General features: G+C 70.8%; 15 protein-coding genes and 2 riboswitches. Of the genes, 6 read left to right on the top strand and 9 right to left on the bottom strand.

Going from position 1 to position 14,829, the window contains the following annotated elements; translation table 11 throughout:
• Positions 1 to 925: 925 nt before the first annotated feature.
• Positions 926 to 1,870 carry a helix-turn-helix domain-containing protein gene (locus tag BJ982_RS35400; RefSeq protein WP_311772301.1) on the top strand — a complete coding sequence of 315 codons (945 nt, stop codon included), beginning with the start codon at positions 926 to 928 and terminating at the stop codon, positions 1,868 to 1,870.
• Position 1,871: 1 nt separating this feature from the next.
• A complete protein-coding gene (locus BJ982_RS35395; protein WP_184887396.1) occupies positions 1,872 to 2,063 on the top strand; it encodes a DUF397 domain-containing protein in 192 nt (63 codons plus the stop codon).
• A gap of 53 nt (positions 2,064 to 2,116) precedes the next feature.
• Here BJ982_RS35395 and BJ982_RS35390 read toward each other — a convergent pair whose 3' ends face one another.
• Positions 2,117 to 3,178: a LysR family transcriptional regulator gene (locus BJ982_RS35390; RefSeq protein ID WP_239122737.1), complete on the bottom strand. Its 1,062-nt coding sequence runs from the start codon at positions 3,176 to 3,178 to the stop codon at positions 2,117 to 2,119.
• Between the two features lie 216 nt (positions 3,179 to 3,394).
• Between BJ982_RS35390 and BJ982_RS35385 the strand changes: the two genes are divergently transcribed.
• Positions 3,395 to 4,693 (top strand): MFS transporter, encoded by a 1,299-nt coding sequence (locus BJ982_RS35385; RefSeq protein WP_373869600.1) that lies wholly within the window; start codon positions 3,395 to 3,397, stop codon positions 4,691 to 4,693.
• A gap of 37 nt (positions 4,694 to 4,730) precedes the next feature.
• Here BJ982_RS35385 and BJ982_RS35380 read toward each other — a convergent pair whose 3' ends face one another.
• From BJ982_RS35380 to BJ982_RS35350, 7 genes are all read right to left on the bottom strand, one after another.
• A complete protein-coding gene (locus BJ982_RS35380; protein WP_184887392.1) occupies positions 4,731 to 6,107 on the bottom strand; it encodes an L-serine ammonia-lyase in 1,377 nt (458 codons plus the stop codon).
• Between the two features lie 112 nt (positions 6,108 to 6,219).
• Positions 6,220 to 6,609, bottom strand: coding sequence for a glycine cleavage system protein GcvH (gene gcvH / locus BJ982_RS35375; protein WP_184887390.1), 390 nt, complete (start codon positions 6,607 to 6,609; stop codon positions 6,220 to 6,222).
• A complete protein-coding gene (gene gcvT / locus BJ982_RS35370) occupies positions 6,606 to 7,697 on the bottom strand; it encodes a glycine cleavage system aminomethyltransferase GcvT (RefSeq protein WP_184887388.1) in 1,092 nt (363 codons plus the stop codon). Before gcvT ends, gcvH begins: the two co-directional genes overlap by 4 nt.
• Positions 7,698 to 7,730: 33 nt before the next feature.
• A riboswitch (glycine riboswitch) is annotated at positions 7,731 to 7,831 on the bottom strand.
• Positions 7,832 to 7,929: riboswitch (glycine riboswitch) on the bottom strand.
• 74 nt (positions 7,930 to 8,003) lie between these two features.
• A complete protein-coding gene (locus BJ982_RS35365; RefSeq protein ID WP_184887386.1) occupies positions 8,004 to 8,699 on the bottom strand; it encodes a gamma-glutamyl-gamma-aminobutyrate hydrolase family protein in 696 nt (231 codons plus the stop codon).
• 9 nt (positions 8,700 to 8,708) lie between these two features.
• Entirely contained in the window at positions 8,709 to 9,473 is a 765-nt protein-coding gene (locus BJ982_RS35360; protein WP_184887384.1) for a 3-oxoacyl-ACP reductase, read from the bottom strand.
• Positions 9,474 to 9,501: 28 nt separating this feature from the next.
• Positions 9,502 to 10,845: an aldehyde dehydrogenase family protein gene (locus BJ982_RS35355; RefSeq protein WP_184887382.1), complete on the bottom strand. Its 1,344-nt coding sequence runs from the start codon at positions 10,843 to 10,845 to the stop codon at positions 9,502 to 9,504.
• Between the two features lie 2 nt (positions 10,846 to 10,847).
• Positions 10,848 to 12,191 (bottom strand): glutamine synthetase family protein, encoded by a 1,344-nt coding sequence (locus tag BJ982_RS35350; RefSeq protein WP_184889804.1) that lies wholly within the window; start codon positions 12,189 to 12,191, stop codon positions 10,848 to 10,850.
• 144 nt (positions 12,192 to 12,335) lie between these two features.
• Here BJ982_RS35350 and BJ982_RS35345 point away from each other — a divergent pair, with 144 nt between their 5' ends.
• The 3 genes from BJ982_RS35345 to BJ982_RS35335 are packed head-to-tail and all read left to right on the top strand — an operon-like array spanning position 12,336 to position 14,166.
• Complete coding sequence (locus BJ982_RS35345; RefSeq protein WP_184887380.1) at positions 12,336 to 13,058, top strand: FadR/GntR family transcriptional regulator; 723 nt, start codon at positions 12,336 to 12,338, stop codon at positions 13,056 to 13,058.
• Between the two features lie 33 nt (positions 13,059 to 13,091).
• Positions 13,092 to 13,958 carry a hypothetical protein gene (locus tag BJ982_RS35340; RefSeq protein ID WP_239122739.1) on the top strand — a complete coding sequence of 289 codons (867 nt, stop codon included), beginning with the start codon at positions 13,092 to 13,094 and terminating at the stop codon, positions 13,956 to 13,958.
• 16 nt (positions 13,959 to 13,974) lie between these two features.
• The gene (locus BJ982_RS35335) at positions 13,975 to 14,166 is read left to right on the top strand and encodes a CsbD family protein (protein WP_184887378.1); all 192 of its coding nucleotides are present in this window, start codon (positions 13,975 to 13,977) and stop codon (positions 14,164 to 14,166) included.
• Positions 14,167 to 14,172: 6 nt separating this feature from the next.
• On the opposite strand, the gene BJ982_RS35330 is transcribed toward BJ982_RS35335, so the two are convergent.
• A complete protein-coding gene (locus tag BJ982_RS35330; RefSeq protein WP_184887376.1) occupies positions 14,173 to 14,829 on the bottom strand; it encodes an alpha/beta hydrolase in 657 nt (218 codons plus the stop codon).

The following is a 14,829-nucleotide window of genomic DNA, read 5'->3' as shown; positions in this document are numbered from 1 at the left end:
GGGCGACGGCCGCGTGGTGGACGATAGATGATGTGACTTCATGACCGGCAGGGGGAGACGCGGCTTGTCTTTCTCAATGTGTGGGTATATCCGCCCCATTGTGAATCGTCCAGGTCGGATGGGTGCGCGTCCGACGGTGCTTCGCCGACTTCCCACAGCTTTCGGTCATCGGCTGCGTTGACCAGGTAAGGCCCTCCCGATAAATCCAAGAGGCGATCCTCGGGTATTGATGCCTGAGTGCGCAATGAATACAATCCCTCTGAGCATGGCGCTATTCGGACAGCCTGAACTCGTTGCTTCCCGCCGACGGCATACGTGATCCACACTTGTACGGTAGCCCTGTTGGCATTTCGAATGCGGTAGGTCGTGTCAAGGGGATCGCCTGGCAGTCCCCCGTTCGCTGTGACATTCCGCGCGAAAGCCGCACGCTTCTCGTAGTCGGCGGCCTGCTGCTCCTTGGTCTTCTCGGCGCGATCGTACGCCTGTTGCTCCTGGCTCATCCTGATCGACTGAACCGAGAGCGCGAGCGCGGGGAGCGAGCAGAGTCCTGCGAGGATGCTCACGATCGTGGCCCACCATTGTGCGGACCAGCGACGCGTCTGGCCGGCCTGGCCTGGATCGACCCGCCTCAATCGATGACGGTCGGCCGCCAGGCGGACGGACCTGCCGCGGGGACGAGGCGATGAGATACGCCGCCTGCGCTGTAAGCCGTCCATCAACCTCACCGTAAGGCTCGTCGGGATTACTTATGCGAGATGATACGGATGAAGCCGGTGGTCGGCACAAGGATTCAAGGCCCTCGGTGATACGCGCCGAGGGCCGGTTCGCTTTCCCGGCCTTTTCGTCTGGCGGTCCTGCCGAAAATCCTCCCAACGACGGCACTGTCGTCCCGTGACTTCGGAAATTCCTTCTCCAAGGCTGCCGGATGGCGGCTACAGTGAGTGTCGAAACGGAAGCACACCGTGTCTACAGACCTGGTCGGCGATTCTGTGGGGAACCTGAAGCGAGCAGCTTAGAACGTTTGACTTGGATGGGTAGGTGTAATTTGTCCCCCGGCAAAGAGATAGACCCGCACGAGTCCCCGAGAGCCCTCTTCGCCTTCGAGTTGCGCCGCCACCGCGAGGCGGCGCACATGAGCCAGCGGCAACTGGCCGAGCGCCTCGGCTACTCCGACTCCATGATCAACCTGGTCGAGAGGGCCAAGCGCCCCCCGTCGAAACAGTTCGCCGAACTCTGCGACCGCACCTTCGCCCTGGACGGCACCATGCTCCGCCTCTACATGGCCACTACTTGGCACAAGGCCCCCGAATACCTCCGCCCCTGGCTAGAGGAGGAAGAGTGCGCGACGGTCCTGCGAACCTGGCAGCCCATGCTCGTCCCGGGTCTGCTCCAAACGCAGGCTTACGCTCACCGCATTCTCTCCACCTGGCCTGGGGTCACTTCCGAACAAGTCGAGGAGCGCGTTGCGAACCGCATGCAGCGGCAGTCGATTCTGTACCGTGACCAGCCGCCGTCTCTGAATGTGGTTATCGATGAGGAAGTGACGCGTGATCACATCGCTGACGCGAAGACTATGCGGGAGCAACTGCTTCACTTGCTGGAAGTGGCTGAGTATCCCCACGTGACGATCCAGCTCGTGCCCTACGCGGCGCGCCCGCACTGCGGCCTGATGGGTGGGTTCGTCATAGCCGAGCGAAACGGAATGTGCTATGCCGCATATACGGATGCCCAGCCTGTCGGCCGTACCTTCGACGATCGCCAGATGATCACTGATCTGATTCGGAAGTATGACGCAATCCGGGCTGAAGCCGTACCGTTTAAGGAGTCCGTCCGACTCATCGAGGAAGCGGTGAACCGATTTGACGCATGACATGAGCGGCGCGCAGTGGCGTAAGAGCAGCTACAGCGGGGATGCGGGGGAGTGCGTGGAGGTTGCGTCGAACATCTCGAACCTCATCGGTGTGCGGGACAGCAAGCTGCCGAGCAACCCTGTCGTGACGGTGAGCCCAGCTGGGTGGGCGGCCTTCCTGACCGGACTAAAGGACGACGCTGTCCGTGGCTGAAATGCCGGGCGTGGTCAGTTCCCTCGGTCGTTGAGGGGACTGACCCGTACGGGTCACGCGCTTGCGGCGTACAGGAGGTCGCGTAGGCCGGGGAGGTCTTCCCGGTCGGAACGCCAGACGAGGCGCAGGCTCAGGTCCGGGGTGGTCAGGGGAAGCCGGATGAGGGTGCCGTTCTTCAGGGAGTCGGATACGGCGAATTCCGGGAGTAGGGCGAGGCCGAGTCCTTGTTCGGCCCAGGCGCGCATCACCGCGACGCTGCCCGCCCGTACGCGTTCGGGGCCGGGGCCGATGATCCTGTCGGCGGCCATCCAGAAGGAGCAGGCGGGCACGTTGACCAGGAGGCGCTCACCGGCGAGGTCGCCGGGGACCACGTGGGCGCTCGCGGTCAGCAGGTGGCCGGGGGCGGCGACGAGGGCGAGCGGCACCGTGCCGACGTCCACGAACGTCAGCGGCGCGGGCGGGGCCGCGAATCCGAGGTCTCCCAGGGCGTCGCCGGCGTCGAGCAGCAGCGCCGCGTCCAGCCGTTCCGTGGCCACGGCGGCGAGCAGGTCGTCGCGGCTTGTGCCGGGGGTGACCTGAACCTCTGCGTCCGGGCGGCTTACTAGAAGCCTTTCGTCGCGGCTAGTGCCGGCGGTCACCCGAACTTCGGCGTCCGGGCGGCTTACAGGGAGTGGTTCGTTGTGGCTTGTGCTGGGGGTCGCCGGTACTTCGGTGTCCGGGCGGTGCGTGCCGGGCGGTCGGCCGTGGTTCGTGACGGGGATGGCTTCGCGGTCCCGGCGGCGTGCGGCGAGTCGGGTCAGGACGCCGGGTACGTGGGTGGCGGCGATCGTCTCCAGGGCGCCCAGGCGGAGTGCGCGGGCCTGGCCGGTGACTTCTCTGCGTGCTTGCTCGGCCTGGTCGAGCAGGCGGCCGGTCCAGCTCAGCAGCCGTTCGCCCGCTCCGGTCAGGCGCATGCCCTTGGGGGTGCGTTCGAACAGCGCCACCCCGAGCGACCTCTCCAGGGTGCGGACCTGCTCCGAGACACTGGAGGGGGACAGCTCCAGGGCGACGGCGGCGTCGGTCACCGTCCGGTGCCGGACGACCGCCTCGAACGTCCGCAACTGGCGTAGTTCCATGTCAGGACGAACTCACGCGGAGCGTTCGGAATTTCCGCACGAGTCCTGCGGCCGGGCCGGTGGAGGCGGCACGGCCGGGTCCGCACAGTGGACGGCATGACCACTGACACCTCCTCCCACGCGGACGCGACACCGGGCGCGGGGACAGGGTGGGGACACCCTACGAACGGAACGCGCCGAGTAACGGCCCGGCGGGGACGTCGCCCGGCCGTCCTGGTGGGCATCTCGCTCGGATATTTCATGGTGTTGCTGGACATGACCGTGCTGTCGGTCGCTGAGCCGGACCTTGCCGCGTCGCTGCACGCCTCGATGGCAGGGCTGCAGTGGGCCACCACCGGATACACCGTGGTGTTCGGCGCCCTGCTGCTGTCGGCCGGCGCCGTCGCCGACCGTTACGGCGCGCACCGCGTGTTCCGCGCCGGGATCGTCGTCTTCGGCCTCGTCTCGCTGCTGTCGGCGACAGCCCCGACCCTGCCCGTCCTGGTCGCGCTGCGGGCGGTCCTCGGCGCCGCCGGGGCCGCCTGCGTGCCCGCCTCGATGGCGCTGATCGCCTGGCTGTACCCGGACCCGGCAGCGCGCACCCGCGCCGTGGCGGCCTGGGCGGCGATCAGCGGTTCGGCGGTGGCGGCGGGGCCCGTCGCCGGGGGCCTCCTGGTGGACCTGGCGGGCTGGCGGGCCGTCTTCCTGGTCAACGTGCCGCTCACGGTGCTGGTGCTCGCGCTGACGGCGGGCCGGTCGATTCGCGCCCCGCGCGGCGACCGGCGCATCCACTGGCCCGCCCAGCTCGCCGTCTGCGCCGCGCTCGCGCTGCTGACCGACACGCTCATCGCCGCCGGCGCGCGCTCCTGGGCCCACGCGGCGATCTCGGGGACGGTCACGGTGCTGGCGGGCGCCGTCTTCGCGACCCTGGAACGGCGGAGTACGGCCCCGGTGCTCCACCGGGAGCTGCTGCGCGGGCGCGGCGTGCGGGTGACGCTGGCGGCGGGCGCGGCGGTCACCTTCGCCCTCAACGGGAACCTGTTCGTCCTGCCGTTGCTGTTCCAGCGCGAGCACGGACTCAGCGCCCTCACCAGCGGCCTGACCTTCCTGCCCCTCACCTTGCCGTTTGTCCTCAACCCACCGCTCACCGGCCGCATCGTGGCTCGCGTCGGCCCCCGCCCGCCCATCCTCGCCGGCCTCGGCCTGCTCACCGCGGGCGGCACGGCACTCGGCTGGGCCTCCTGGGCCGGAGCAGGTTACGGCTGGCACGCCGTGGGCCTGCTCCTCACCGGCCTCGGCGTCTCCTTCGCCCTCCCCGCCCTGGTCACCGCCATCCTCGCCACCGCCCCACCCGGCACGGCCGGAGCGGCCGGAGGACTCCTGAACGCCGTCCGCCAGACCGGCGCCACCCTCGGCGTCGCCAGCATGGGCTCCCTCGCCGCCCTCCCCAGCGGCACGGCGTTGTCGTTGCTCCTCGCCGCCGCGGTCTGCGCCGCCGCGGCCGTCTGGTTCGCCCGGGGGACGGCGGCCTCCTGATCGCGGGCCGCCGGCTTGCGGGGGAGAGGAGCGCCGGTCAGCACTCGATGACGTTGACGGCGAGGCCGCCGCGGCTGGTTTCCTTGTACTTGTCGAGCATGTCGCGGCCGGTGTCGCGCATGGTCTTGATGGCCTTGTCGAGGCTGACGAAGTGGCGGCCGTCGCCGCGGAGGGCGATGCGGGTGGCGGTGATGGCCTTGATGGAGGCGACCGCGTTGCGTTCGATGCAGGGGATCTGGACGAGGCCGCCGATGGGGTCGCAGGTGAGGCCGAGGTTGTGCTCGATGCCGATCTCGGCGGCGTTCTCGACCTGCTCGGGGGTGCCGCCGAGGGCCTCGGTGAGGCCGGCGGCGGCCATGGAGCAGGCGGAGCCGACCTCGCCCTGGCAGCCGACCTCCGCGCCGGAGATCGAGGCGTTCTCCTTGAACAGGACGCCGATCGCCCCGGCGGTGAGCAGGAAGCGGATGACGCCGTCCTCATCGGCGTTGGGGACGAAACGGTCGTAGTACGTCAGTACGGCGGGGATGATGCCGGCGGCGCCGTTGGTGGGGGCGGTGACGATGCGTCCCCCGGCCGCGTTCTCCTCGTTGACGGCGAGGGCGAACAGCGTGACCCAGTCCATGGTCTGCAGAGGGTCCTTCTCGGGGCTCTCGCTCTGCAGCCGCCGCAGCATCTGGTTGGCGCGCCGCTTGACCTTCAGGCCGCCCGGCAGCACGCCCTCCTTGGTGGTGCCGCGCCGGACGCACTCGGACATGACCCGCCACAGGTTGAGCAGGCCGGCGCGGATGTCGGCCTCGGTGCGGCCGAACGCCTTCTCGTTCTCCAGCATCAGCCCGGAGATCGACAGGCCGGTGTCGGCGCACTGCTTGAGCAGCTCGGCGGCGGTGGCGAACGGGTGGGGCAGCTCGGTGTCGTCGGCTTTGATGCGGTCGGCGCCGGTGGCGTTCTCGTCGACGACGAACCCGCCGCCCACCGAGTAGTAGACCTTCTCGCGCAGGGTGTCGCCCTCGGGGGAGAAGGCGGTGAACCGCATGCCGTTGGGGTGGTGCGGCAGCGAGACCTTGCGTTCGAAGACGCAGTGCTCGCCAACGACGAAAGGGATCTCCTGGGCGCCGAACAGCCGGAGCGTCCCGGACGCGCGCATCTCGGCGAGCCGCTCGTCCACGGTGTCCACGTCGACGAGCTCGGGCTTCTCGCCGGACAGGCCGAGCAGGACCGCCTTGTCGCTGCCGTGGCCTTTGCCGGTCAGGCCCAGGGAACCGTAGAGGATCACCTCGACGCGGGCCGTCTTCTCCAGGAGCCCGTCCTGCTTGAGTCCCCTGGCGAACTTGTGGGCGGCGGCCATGGGGCCGCCGGTGTGGGAGCTGGACGGACCTATACCGATTTTGAACAGGTCGAAGACGCTGATCGCCATTGATCTGTGCCCTTCGGAACGTGTGTGGCGAACCTTCGGAACATGTGACGAGAGAAGGGACGCTCCGGCGAGCGGTGGCCCGCCGGAGCCGCCAGGAGAGGGCGAACGAAGGTCAGGAGTCCGCGGTGGTGACGGTGGCGTACTCCTCGGCGGAGAGCAGGTCCTCCGGGGTGTCCTGGACGCGCACGCGGAACAGCCAGCCGTCGCCGTAGGGGTCGGAGTTGACCAGCGACGGGTCGTCCACGACGACCTGGTTGACCTCTATGACCTCGCCGCTGACCGGCGCGTAGATGTCGCTGACGGACTTGGTGGACTCGACCTCGCCCACGGCGTCGCCCGCCTCGACGGTCGCGCCCGCCTCGGGAAGCTGGACGAAGACGACGTCACCCAGCGACTCGGCGGCGTACGCCGTGATGCCCACGGTCACGGTGATGCCGTCCTCCAGGCCGGCGATCCACTCGTGCTCCTTGGTGTAGCTGAGCTCCTCGGGAATGCTGCTCACTTGCTCCTCCGGTAAAAAGGCAGGTCAACCACGTCGACCGGTTCATGGCTTCCACGGATGTCGACCGCGAGCCCCTCGGACACGTCCGTGTCCACGTAGGCCATCGCGATCGGCTTGCCGAGGGACTGCGAGGGTGCGCCGCTGGTGACCTCTCCAACGACGGTGCCGTCAGTCAGCCGTACCACGGGGTATCCGTGGCGTGGCACTCGGCGGCCCCGCGCGACGAGCCCGGTGAGGCGGCGGCGCGGCGGGATGTCCTTCAGCGGCGCGAGGGCCGCGCGGCCGACGAAGTCGCCGGGCTTGTCGAACCGTACGACGCGGCCGAGGCCCGCGTCGAAGGGAGTGAGCCCGGCGTTCAGCTCGTTGCCGTACAGGGGCATGCCGGCTTCGAGCCGGAGCGTGTCGCGGGCGGACAGGCCGGCGGGGCGCAGCCCGTACGCGTCGCCCGCCTTGGTGAGCTCCTGCCAGAGGGTGACGGCGTCGCCGGCCGCGACGAACAGCTCGAAGCCGTCCTCGCCGGTGTAGCCGGTGCGGGCGATGAGGGCCTTCACCCCGGCGACCGTGGCGGGCAGGCCGGCGTAGTACTTCAGCGAGGGCAGGTCGGCGTCGGTGAGCGTGGCGAGGATCTCCTGCGACCGGGGGCCCTGGACGGCGACCAGCGCGTACTGGTCGGAGCGGTCCTCCACCTCGGCGTCGAAGTCCGCCGACCGCTCGGTCAGCTCGGCGGCGACCTTGGGGTAGTTGGAGGCGTTGGCGACGACGAGGAACTCCTCCGCGGCCAGCCGGTAGACGATCAGGTCGTCCAGGACGCCGCCGTCGGCGGCGCAGATCATGGTGTAGCGGGCGCGGCCCGGCTCCAGGGCGGACAGGTGGCCGATCAGCGCGTGGTCGAGCGCCTCCCCGGCCTGCGGGCCGGTGACGAAGATCTCGCCCATGTGGGAGAGGTCGAACAGCCCGGCGGCCGTGCGCACCGCGTTGTGCTCGGCGGACTCGCTGCCGTAGCGCAACGGCATCAGCCAGCCGGCGAAGTCGGTGAGCGTCGCGCCGAGGCTCTCGTGCACCTCGCGGAGCGGTGTGGGTCTGGACATGATGCGCACCTCAGACAGGATTGGATGAGAGCATCCTCCCCCTCTGTCATCGGTGCCTGAGAGTTTCGCCCGGGTTTTGCCGGACTTTCACCTTCGGCGAGGCCCCCGGAGGGGACCTGCTTTCCAGAGATCACCTTTCCCGCGCGGTCCTTTGCCTTGTGAGGTTCGCGGGGAGGACTTGCTCCTTCAGGGGTCCTGACCGGATGTCAGGACTCTCTCCCGCACGGGATCATCGGTGTTCTCGACCACCCTACCAACGCACGCCCGCCTGTCCATGCCCACCGGGGTGGCGACAGGGGGGGCACGTCAGGCGGCGGCGGCCGACACCAGCGCTCGGAACAGGCGGGTGTCCTCGCCGGTCTCCGGATGCCACTGCACGGCGAGGGCGAAGGGCAGTTCCGGCAGCTCCACCGCCTCGACGGCCCCGTCGCCGGACGTGGCCGCGACCACCAGGCCCGCGCCGAGGCGGGCGACGGCCTGGTGGTGGTAGTGGGCGGTCCGGACGGGGTCGGCGCCGAGGACGTCGGCCAGCCTGCTGCCCCCCTCCGGGCGCACGGGCAGGTGGCCGTACCGGCCGGGGGCGGGGGAGTGGCCGTCGTGGCCGACCAGGTCGGGCAGGTGCTGGTGCAGGGTGCCGCCGAGGTGTACGTTCAGCACCTGCATGCCCCGGCAGACGCCGAGGAACGGCAGCCCGGCCTTCAGCGCCGCGGCGACCAGTTCGAACTCCGCCGCGTCGCGGAACTCCCTGATGTGGCTCGTGCGCGCGTGCGGCTCCTCACCGTATCGGGACGGGTCCACGTCCCCGCCGCCCGCGACGATGAGCCCGTCCAGCCGCTCCACCAGCGGCGCCGGGTCGCCCGCCGGAGGCAGCAGCACCGGCTGGCCCCCGGCCCGCGCGACCCGGTCGACGTAGTCGTACGGCAGCAGCGCCGCGCGGGCGTCCCACACGGTGAACGAGGCCCGCTCGACGTAGCAGGTGATCCCGATGACCGGCCGTGCCATGGCGCCCTCCTACAGCGGGGTCACGTACGCGCCGGAGATGCCGCCGTCCACCAGGAACTCCGCCCCGGTGATGAAGCTCGCGTCGTCCGAGGCCAGGAACGCGACCGCGGCGGCGATCTCGGACGCCTCGGCGAACCGCCCGAGCGGGACGTGCACGAGGCGGCGCTGGGCGCGCTCGGGGTCCTTGGCGAACAACTCCTGGAGCAGCGGCGTGTTGACCGGCCCCGGGCACAGCGCGTTCACCCGGATGCCCTCGCGGGCGAACTGCACGCCGAGCTCGCGGGACATCGCCAGCACGCCGCCCTTGGAGGCGGTGTAGGAGATCTGCGACGTCGCCGAGCCCATGACCGCCACGAACGACGCGGTGTTGATGATCGAGCCCTTGCCCTGCCGCCGCATGTACGGGATGACGTGCTTGCAGCACAGGTAGACACTGGTCAGGTTGACGTCCTGGACCCGCCGCCACGCCTCGATGCCGGTGGTCAGGATCGAGTCGTCGTCGGGCGGCGAGATGCCCGCGTTGTTGAACGCGATGTCCACGCTGCCGTAGGTCTCGAAGGCCGTCTCGAACATGCGGGCGACGTCCTCCTCGCTGGTGACGTCGGCGCGGACGAACAGGCCGCCCACCTCCTCGGCCGCCTTGGCGCCCGCGGCCTCGTCCACGTCGGCGCAGACCACCCTGGCGCCCTCCTCGGCGAAGCGGCGGGCCGTGGCGAGCCCGATGCCGCTCGCGGCGCCCGTGATCACGGCCACGCGGTCACGCAGTCGCTGCATGGTGAAGATCTCCTTGACGGGTCGTGCGTCAGTGCGCGATGAAGACGTTCTTGGTCTCGGTGAACGCGGCCAGCGCGTCGGGGCCGAGCTCCCGGCCCAGGCCGGACTGCTTGAAACCGCCGAACGGCGTCCAGTACCGCACCGAGGAGTGGGAGTTGACCGACAGGTTGCCCGACTCGATCGCCCGGGCCGTCCGCAGCGCGCGGCCCACGTCCCGCGTCCAGATCGAACCGGACAGCCCGTACACGGTGTCGTTGGCGATGCGCACGGCGTCCGCCTCGTCGTCGAACGGCACCACGCTGACCACCGGGCCGAAGATCTCCTCGGTGAACGCGCGCTCGTCCAGCGACTCGTGGGTGAGCACGGTCGGCGGGAACCAGAAGCCCCTGCCGGACGGGCAGGCGCCCTGGAAGCGCGGCGTGCCGGTGACGAACGAGGCCACCCGCGCGCGGTGCTCGGCGCTGATGAGCGGGCCGAGGTCGGTGCCGGGGTCCAGTGGGTCGCCCACGGTCAGGGACGCGACGGCGGCGCCGAGGCGGTCGAGGAACTCCTCCAGGACGGGGCGCTGGACGAGGACGCGCGAGCGGGCGCAGCAGTCCTGCCCGCTGTTGTCGAACACCGCGGACGGCGCGGTCGCGGCGGCCCGCTCCAGGTCGGCGTCGGCGAACACCACGTTGGCGCTCTTGCCGCCGAGCTCCAGCGTGAGACGCTTGACGGTCCGCGCGGCGCTCGCGGCGATCAGCTTGCCGACCTCGGTGGACCCGGTGAACACGATCTTTCGCACGTCCGGGTGCTCGACGAGGCGGGCCCCCGCGACCTCGCCCGCGCCGGGCAGGACCTGGAGCACCCCTTCGGGGATGCCGGCTTCCAGCGCCAGCTCGGCCAGCCGCGCGGCGGTGAGCGGAGTCCACTCGGCCGGCTTCACGATCACCGTGTTGCCCGCGGCGAGCGCCGGGGCGACGCCCCACGTCATGATCACCATGGGGAAGTTCCACGGCAGGATGACGCCGACGACGCCGAGCGGCTCGGCGAACGTGATGTCCACCCCGCCCGCGACCGGGATCTGCCTGCCGTGGTTGCGCTCCGGCGCGCCCGCGTAGAAGTGCAGCACGTCGCGGACGTTGCCCGCCTCCCAGCGGGCGTTGCCGAGCGGGTGGCCCGCGTTGGCGACCTCCAGGCGCGCCAGCTCTTCGCCGTGGGAGTCGACCAGCTCGGCGAAGCGGCGCAGCAGCCGCGCCCGGTCGCCGGGCGCGACCTCCCGCCACGCCGGGGAGGCCGCCTTGGCCCGCGCCACCGCGCGATCGGTCTCGGCCACGTCCGCGAGCTCGACGTCCGCGAGCACGTCCTCGGTGGCCGGGTTGATTATCTTCATCGTCACATCCGTTCGAAGCCCCGGAACATCTCCCAGTCGGTGACGGCCGCGTCGAAGGCGGCCAGCTCGACGCGGGCGTTGTTCGCGTAGTGCTCGACGACCTCCTCGCCGAGCGCGGCCTTGGCGATCTCCGAGGACCGCCACAGCGCCAGCGCGTCCCGCAGCGTCGCCGGCACGGTCTCCGCCCCCGCCGCGTAGGCGTTGCCGCCGAAGGGCTCCTCCAGCGGAAGCTCGTGGTCGATGCCGTGCAACCCGGCCGCGATCATGCCGGACACGGCCAGGTAGGGGTTCACGTCGCCGCCGGGCACGCGGTTCTCCACGCGCAGCGAGGGGCCATGGCCGACCAGGCGCAGCGCGCACGTGCGGTTGTCCACGCCCCACTTGACCGCCGTCGGCGCGAAGCTGCCCGGGACGTACCTCTTGTAGGAGTTGACGTTGGGCGCGTACAGCAGCGTGAACTCGCGCAGCGCGGCGAGCTGGCCCGCGATGAAGTGCTCCCCGACCCGGGACAGGCCGTGCGGGCCGTCGCCCGCCATCACCGGGTCGCCCTCGGGGGTGCGCAGCGAGATGTGGATGTGGCAGGAATTGCCCTCGCGGTGGTTCGGCTTGGCCATGAAGGTGATCGACATGCCGTCCTGGGCCGCGATCTCCTTGGCGCCGTTCTTGTAGATGCCGTGGTTGTCGCAGGTGGCGAGCGCCTCGTCGAACCGGAAGGCGATCTCGTGCTGGCCGAGGTTGCACTCGCCCTTGGCGGACTCGACGTACATGCCCGCGCCCTCCATGCCGAGCCGGACGCGGCGCAGCAGCGGCTCGACCCGGGCGCCGCCGAGCAGCGAATAGTCGACGTTGTAGAGGTTCGCCGGGGTCAGGTCGCGGTACGCCTTGCCCCAGGCGTCCTCGTAGCTGTCCCGGTAGACGACGAACTCCAGCTCGGTGCCGACGTAGGCCTTCCAGCCACGCTCGGCGAGCCGTCCGAGCTGCGCGCGCAGGATCTGGCGCGGCGAGGCGGCGACGTCGCCGCCGTCCTCCCAGAGGACGTCCGCCATCAGCAGCACCGTGCCGTCCTGCCAGGGCACCCGGCGCAGCGTGGACAGGTCGGGCCGCATGACGAAGTCGCCGTAGCCGCGTTCCCAGGACGACATGGCGTACCCGTCGACCGTGTTCATGTCCACGTCCACGGCGAGGAGGTAGTTGCACCCCTCGGCGGCGTGCTCCAGCACCTGCTCCAGGAAGTACCGGGCGGACAGCCGTTTGCCCTGGAGGCGTCCCTGCATGTCGGTGATGGCGAGGAGCACGGTGTCCACGCGGCCGGCGGAGACGTCGTCACGCAGCTCGTCGACGGTCAGCACGGCGCTCCCTTCCTTCAAAAGTATGGAATCAGACCATTGCAGGCATGCAAGCACCCGCCGCGCCCTGGCGTCAACGGTTTCGCCGAGCCGTCCCGACAAATGGACTAATATCAAACCATTGACCTGAGAACGGGAGGCGTGATGGCGGAGCCGCAGCTCGTCGCGGTCCTGCGGCCCGTGCGGGCGGGCAACGCCTTCGAAGAGACCGTCGAGCGGCTGCTGCAGGCCATCAAGCTCGGCGTCGTGCCCACCGGCGACAAACTGCCCCCCGAACGCGAGCTGGCCGGCCGGCTCGGCATCAGCCGCGTCACGCTCCGCGAGGCCATCAAGGCCCTCCAGGACGCCGGGTACCTCGACGTGCGGCGCGGACGCTACGGCGGGGCGTTCGTCCTGTACGAGCCGCCGCCGCCCGGGCACGGCGACCTGCGCCGCGCCGTCGCCGCCATGGGGCCCGCCGAGCTGGCCGACGCGCTCACCTTCCGCATGGCCGTCGAGTGCGGCGCCGCGCAGGTGCTGGCCGCCGCCCCGCTCACCGGCGAGCAGCGCGCCACGCTGACCCGGCGGCTCGCGGAGGTCGGCGGCGCCGCGCCCGCCGACTACCGGCGCCTCGACACCGCCTTCCACCTGGCGATCGCCGAGCTGACCGGCTCACCGCTGCTCGCCGCCACCTGCGCCGACGCGCGCCTGCGCGTGACCGACCTGCTCAACGCGATCCCGGTGCTCGGCCCCAACATCGACCACGCCGCCGCCCAGCACGCCGCCATCGTGGACGCCATCCTCGCCGGCGACCCCGAGGCCGCCAGAAGGGCCGTCGCCGAACACTTGGAGGGAACCGCCGCCCTGTTGCGCGCGTTTCTCGCCTGAGGGGGGCCGTAGCATCGGTGATGGGGGATGCACGTGGGAGTCTGGTTCCAGCAGCGGATCATCGACACCGGACGTCTGCCGCTGTTCTGCTTCCTGGTGGCACTGATCGTCACGTTCCTGTTCACGCGCGTCAACGTCCGGCTGATCCGCGCGCGGATCGGCTGGTTCCGTGACGTCAGCGTCGGCGACGTCCACGTCCACCACGTCGTCTTCGGCGTCGTGCTCATGCTCCTCGGCGGGGTCGCCGGGCTCGTCGTCGCCGGGCTCTCCTCGGGCTGGTACGCGCTGACGGCCGGCCTGTTCGGCGTCGGCGCCGCCCTCGTGCTCGACGAGTTCGCCCTGATCCTGCACCTGCGCGACGTCTACTGGACCGAGGAAGGGCGGGCATCGGTCGACGCCGTCTTCGTCGCGGTCGCGGTGACGGTGCTCCTGCTGCTCGGCATGCGCCCGTTCTCCTTGCCCGACCCCTCCCACGTCGGGCGGTGGCCCGCCGTGCTCTTGCTGACCGCCGACCTGTTCCTCGCCGTGGTGACGCTGCTCAAGGGCAAGATCTGGACGGGGCTGGCGGGGCTGTTCGTGCCGGTCCTGCTGATCTTCGGGGCCCTCCGGCTCGCACGCCCCGGGTCCCCCTGGGCGCGCTGGCTCTTCGCGCCCGGCGCGCGCCGGCCACATCCGGTCAAGATGGCGAGGGCCGAGCACCGCGAGATCCGCTGGCGCCGGCCCGTGATCAGGGTGAAGATCGCCGTGCAGGAGTTCGTCTCCGGCCGCCACGACCTGCCCTCCGCGTGGCCGCGCGCCGATCGGGGCAGGACGTCACCCGCCACGACCTGGGGTGATGTGGCCGCGCGCATCATTTCCGATTCCGAGGGGAGTGGGCGGGGGCACAGTCCACCGAAGTGACGGAGGCGAACAGCCGATGGGCCTGCTGGAGAAGTGGAAGATGCGCGAGCTGAAGGCCAAGGCCAAGCGACGGCTCGGCGCGACCACCGGGAACCGCACCCTGGCCGCCGAAGGCCGCACCGAGGAGGCCGAGGCCCGGCTTCTGCAGACCGAGACCCGCATCAAGGAGACCGCCGCCGAGATCCGCGAGAAGTACGCCCGGCGCTGACCGCGTTCAGACCGGGAGGGCGGTCTCGGCGAGGACGGTGAGGAAGGACGCGATGACGGTTCGGACGTCGTCGCGGGTCAGGTCGACGTCGTGGTCGCCGGCGGTGAGGTAGGTCGTCACGGGGTGGCCGGAGGCCAGCAGGGCGTTGCTCAGGTCCAGCGCCTGCGCCGGGGGCACCACCGTGTCGCCGGTCCCGTGCACGAGCAGGACGGGGACGCCGTTGCCGACGTGGTTGGCGGGAGTCGCGTCGGCGGTGACGTCGTCCAGCGGGGTGGGGACGTGGCCGAGGAGCCGCGTCCACGGGCCGCCCGCGGCACGGGCCTCGGGCCAGTCGGCGGCGAGCGGGTCGACGGGCGGCGAGATCGCGATCACGCCCGCCACGTCGTCGGGGGCGTCGATGCCGCGCAGGCCGAGCTGGAGCGCCAGGTGGCCGCCGGATGACCGGCCGCCCACCAGCACCGGCGCCCCGGGCCGCTCCGCCCGCGCCGTACGCGCGGCCTCCCGCACGTCGTCCAGTTGCGCGGGCCAGGTGGCCTCGCCGCTCAGCCGGTGCGTGGCCGTCACCACGTGCAGCCCGTGAGCGGAGAGAACCTCGCGCGACCGCTCACTCGCGTGGCGCTCCGCCCACGCACCCCCGTGTACCCACACCAAGGTCGCCCCCAT

It is taken from the genome of Sphaerisporangium siamense (genome assembly GCF_014205275.1).
Taxonomy (GTDB): Bacteria; Actinomycetota; Actinomycetes; order Streptosporangiales; family Streptosporangiaceae; genus Sphaerisporangium; species Sphaerisporangium siamense.
The sequence above is the reverse complement of the archived record's forward strand: the minus strand, read 5'-3'. Positions and strand labels throughout refer to the sequence as shown.

What these genes read in the sequence shown, in the direction of transcription:
- BJ982_RS35400 (WP_311772301.1), top strand. Translation starts at nt 926, where the DNA reads ATGGCGGCTACAGTGAGTGTCGAAACGGAAGCACACCGTGTCTACAGA.
- BJ982_RS35395 (WP_184887396.1), top strand. Translation starts at nt 1,872, where the DNA reads ATGAGCGGCGCGCAGTGGCGTAAGAGCAGCTACAGCGGGGATGCGGGG.
- BJ982_RS35390 (WP_239122737.1), bottom strand. Translation starts at nt 3,178, where the DNA reads ATGGAACTACGCCAGTTGCGGACGTTCGAGGCGGTCGTCCGGCACCGG.
- BJ982_RS35380 (WP_184887392.1), bottom strand. Translation starts at nt 6,107, where the DNA reads ATGGCGATCAGCGTCTTCGACCTGTTCAAAATCGGTATAGGTCCGTCC.
- gcvT (WP_184887388.1), bottom strand. Translation starts at nt 7,697, where the DNA reads ATGTCCAGACCCACACCGCTCCGCGAGGTGCACGAGAGCCTCGGCGCG.
- BJ982_RS35365 (WP_184887386.1), bottom strand. Translation starts at nt 8,699, where the DNA reads ATGGCACGGCCGGTCATCGGGATCACCTGCTACGTCGAGCGGGCCTCG.
- BJ982_RS35360 (WP_184887384.1), bottom strand. Translation starts at nt 9,473, where the DNA reads ATGCAGCGACTGCGTGACCGCGTGGCCGTGATCACGGGCGCCGCGAGC.
- BJ982_RS35355 (WP_184887382.1), bottom strand. Translation starts at nt 10,845, where the DNA reads ATGAAGATAATCAACCCGGCCACCGAGGACGTGCTCGCGGACGTCGAG.
- BJ982_RS35345 (WP_184887380.1), top strand. Translation starts at nt 12,336, where the DNA reads ATGGCGGAGCCGCAGCTCGTCGCGGTCCTGCGGCCCGTGCGGGCGGGC.
- BJ982_RS35335 (WP_184887378.1), top strand. Translation starts at nt 13,975, where the DNA reads ATGGGCCTGCTGGAGAAGTGGAAGATGCGCGAGCTGAAGGCCAAGGCC.
- BJ982_RS35330 (WP_184887376.1), bottom strand. Translation starts at nt 14,829, where the DNA reads ATGGGGGCGACCTTGGTGTGGGTACACGGGGGTGCGTGGGCGGAGCGC.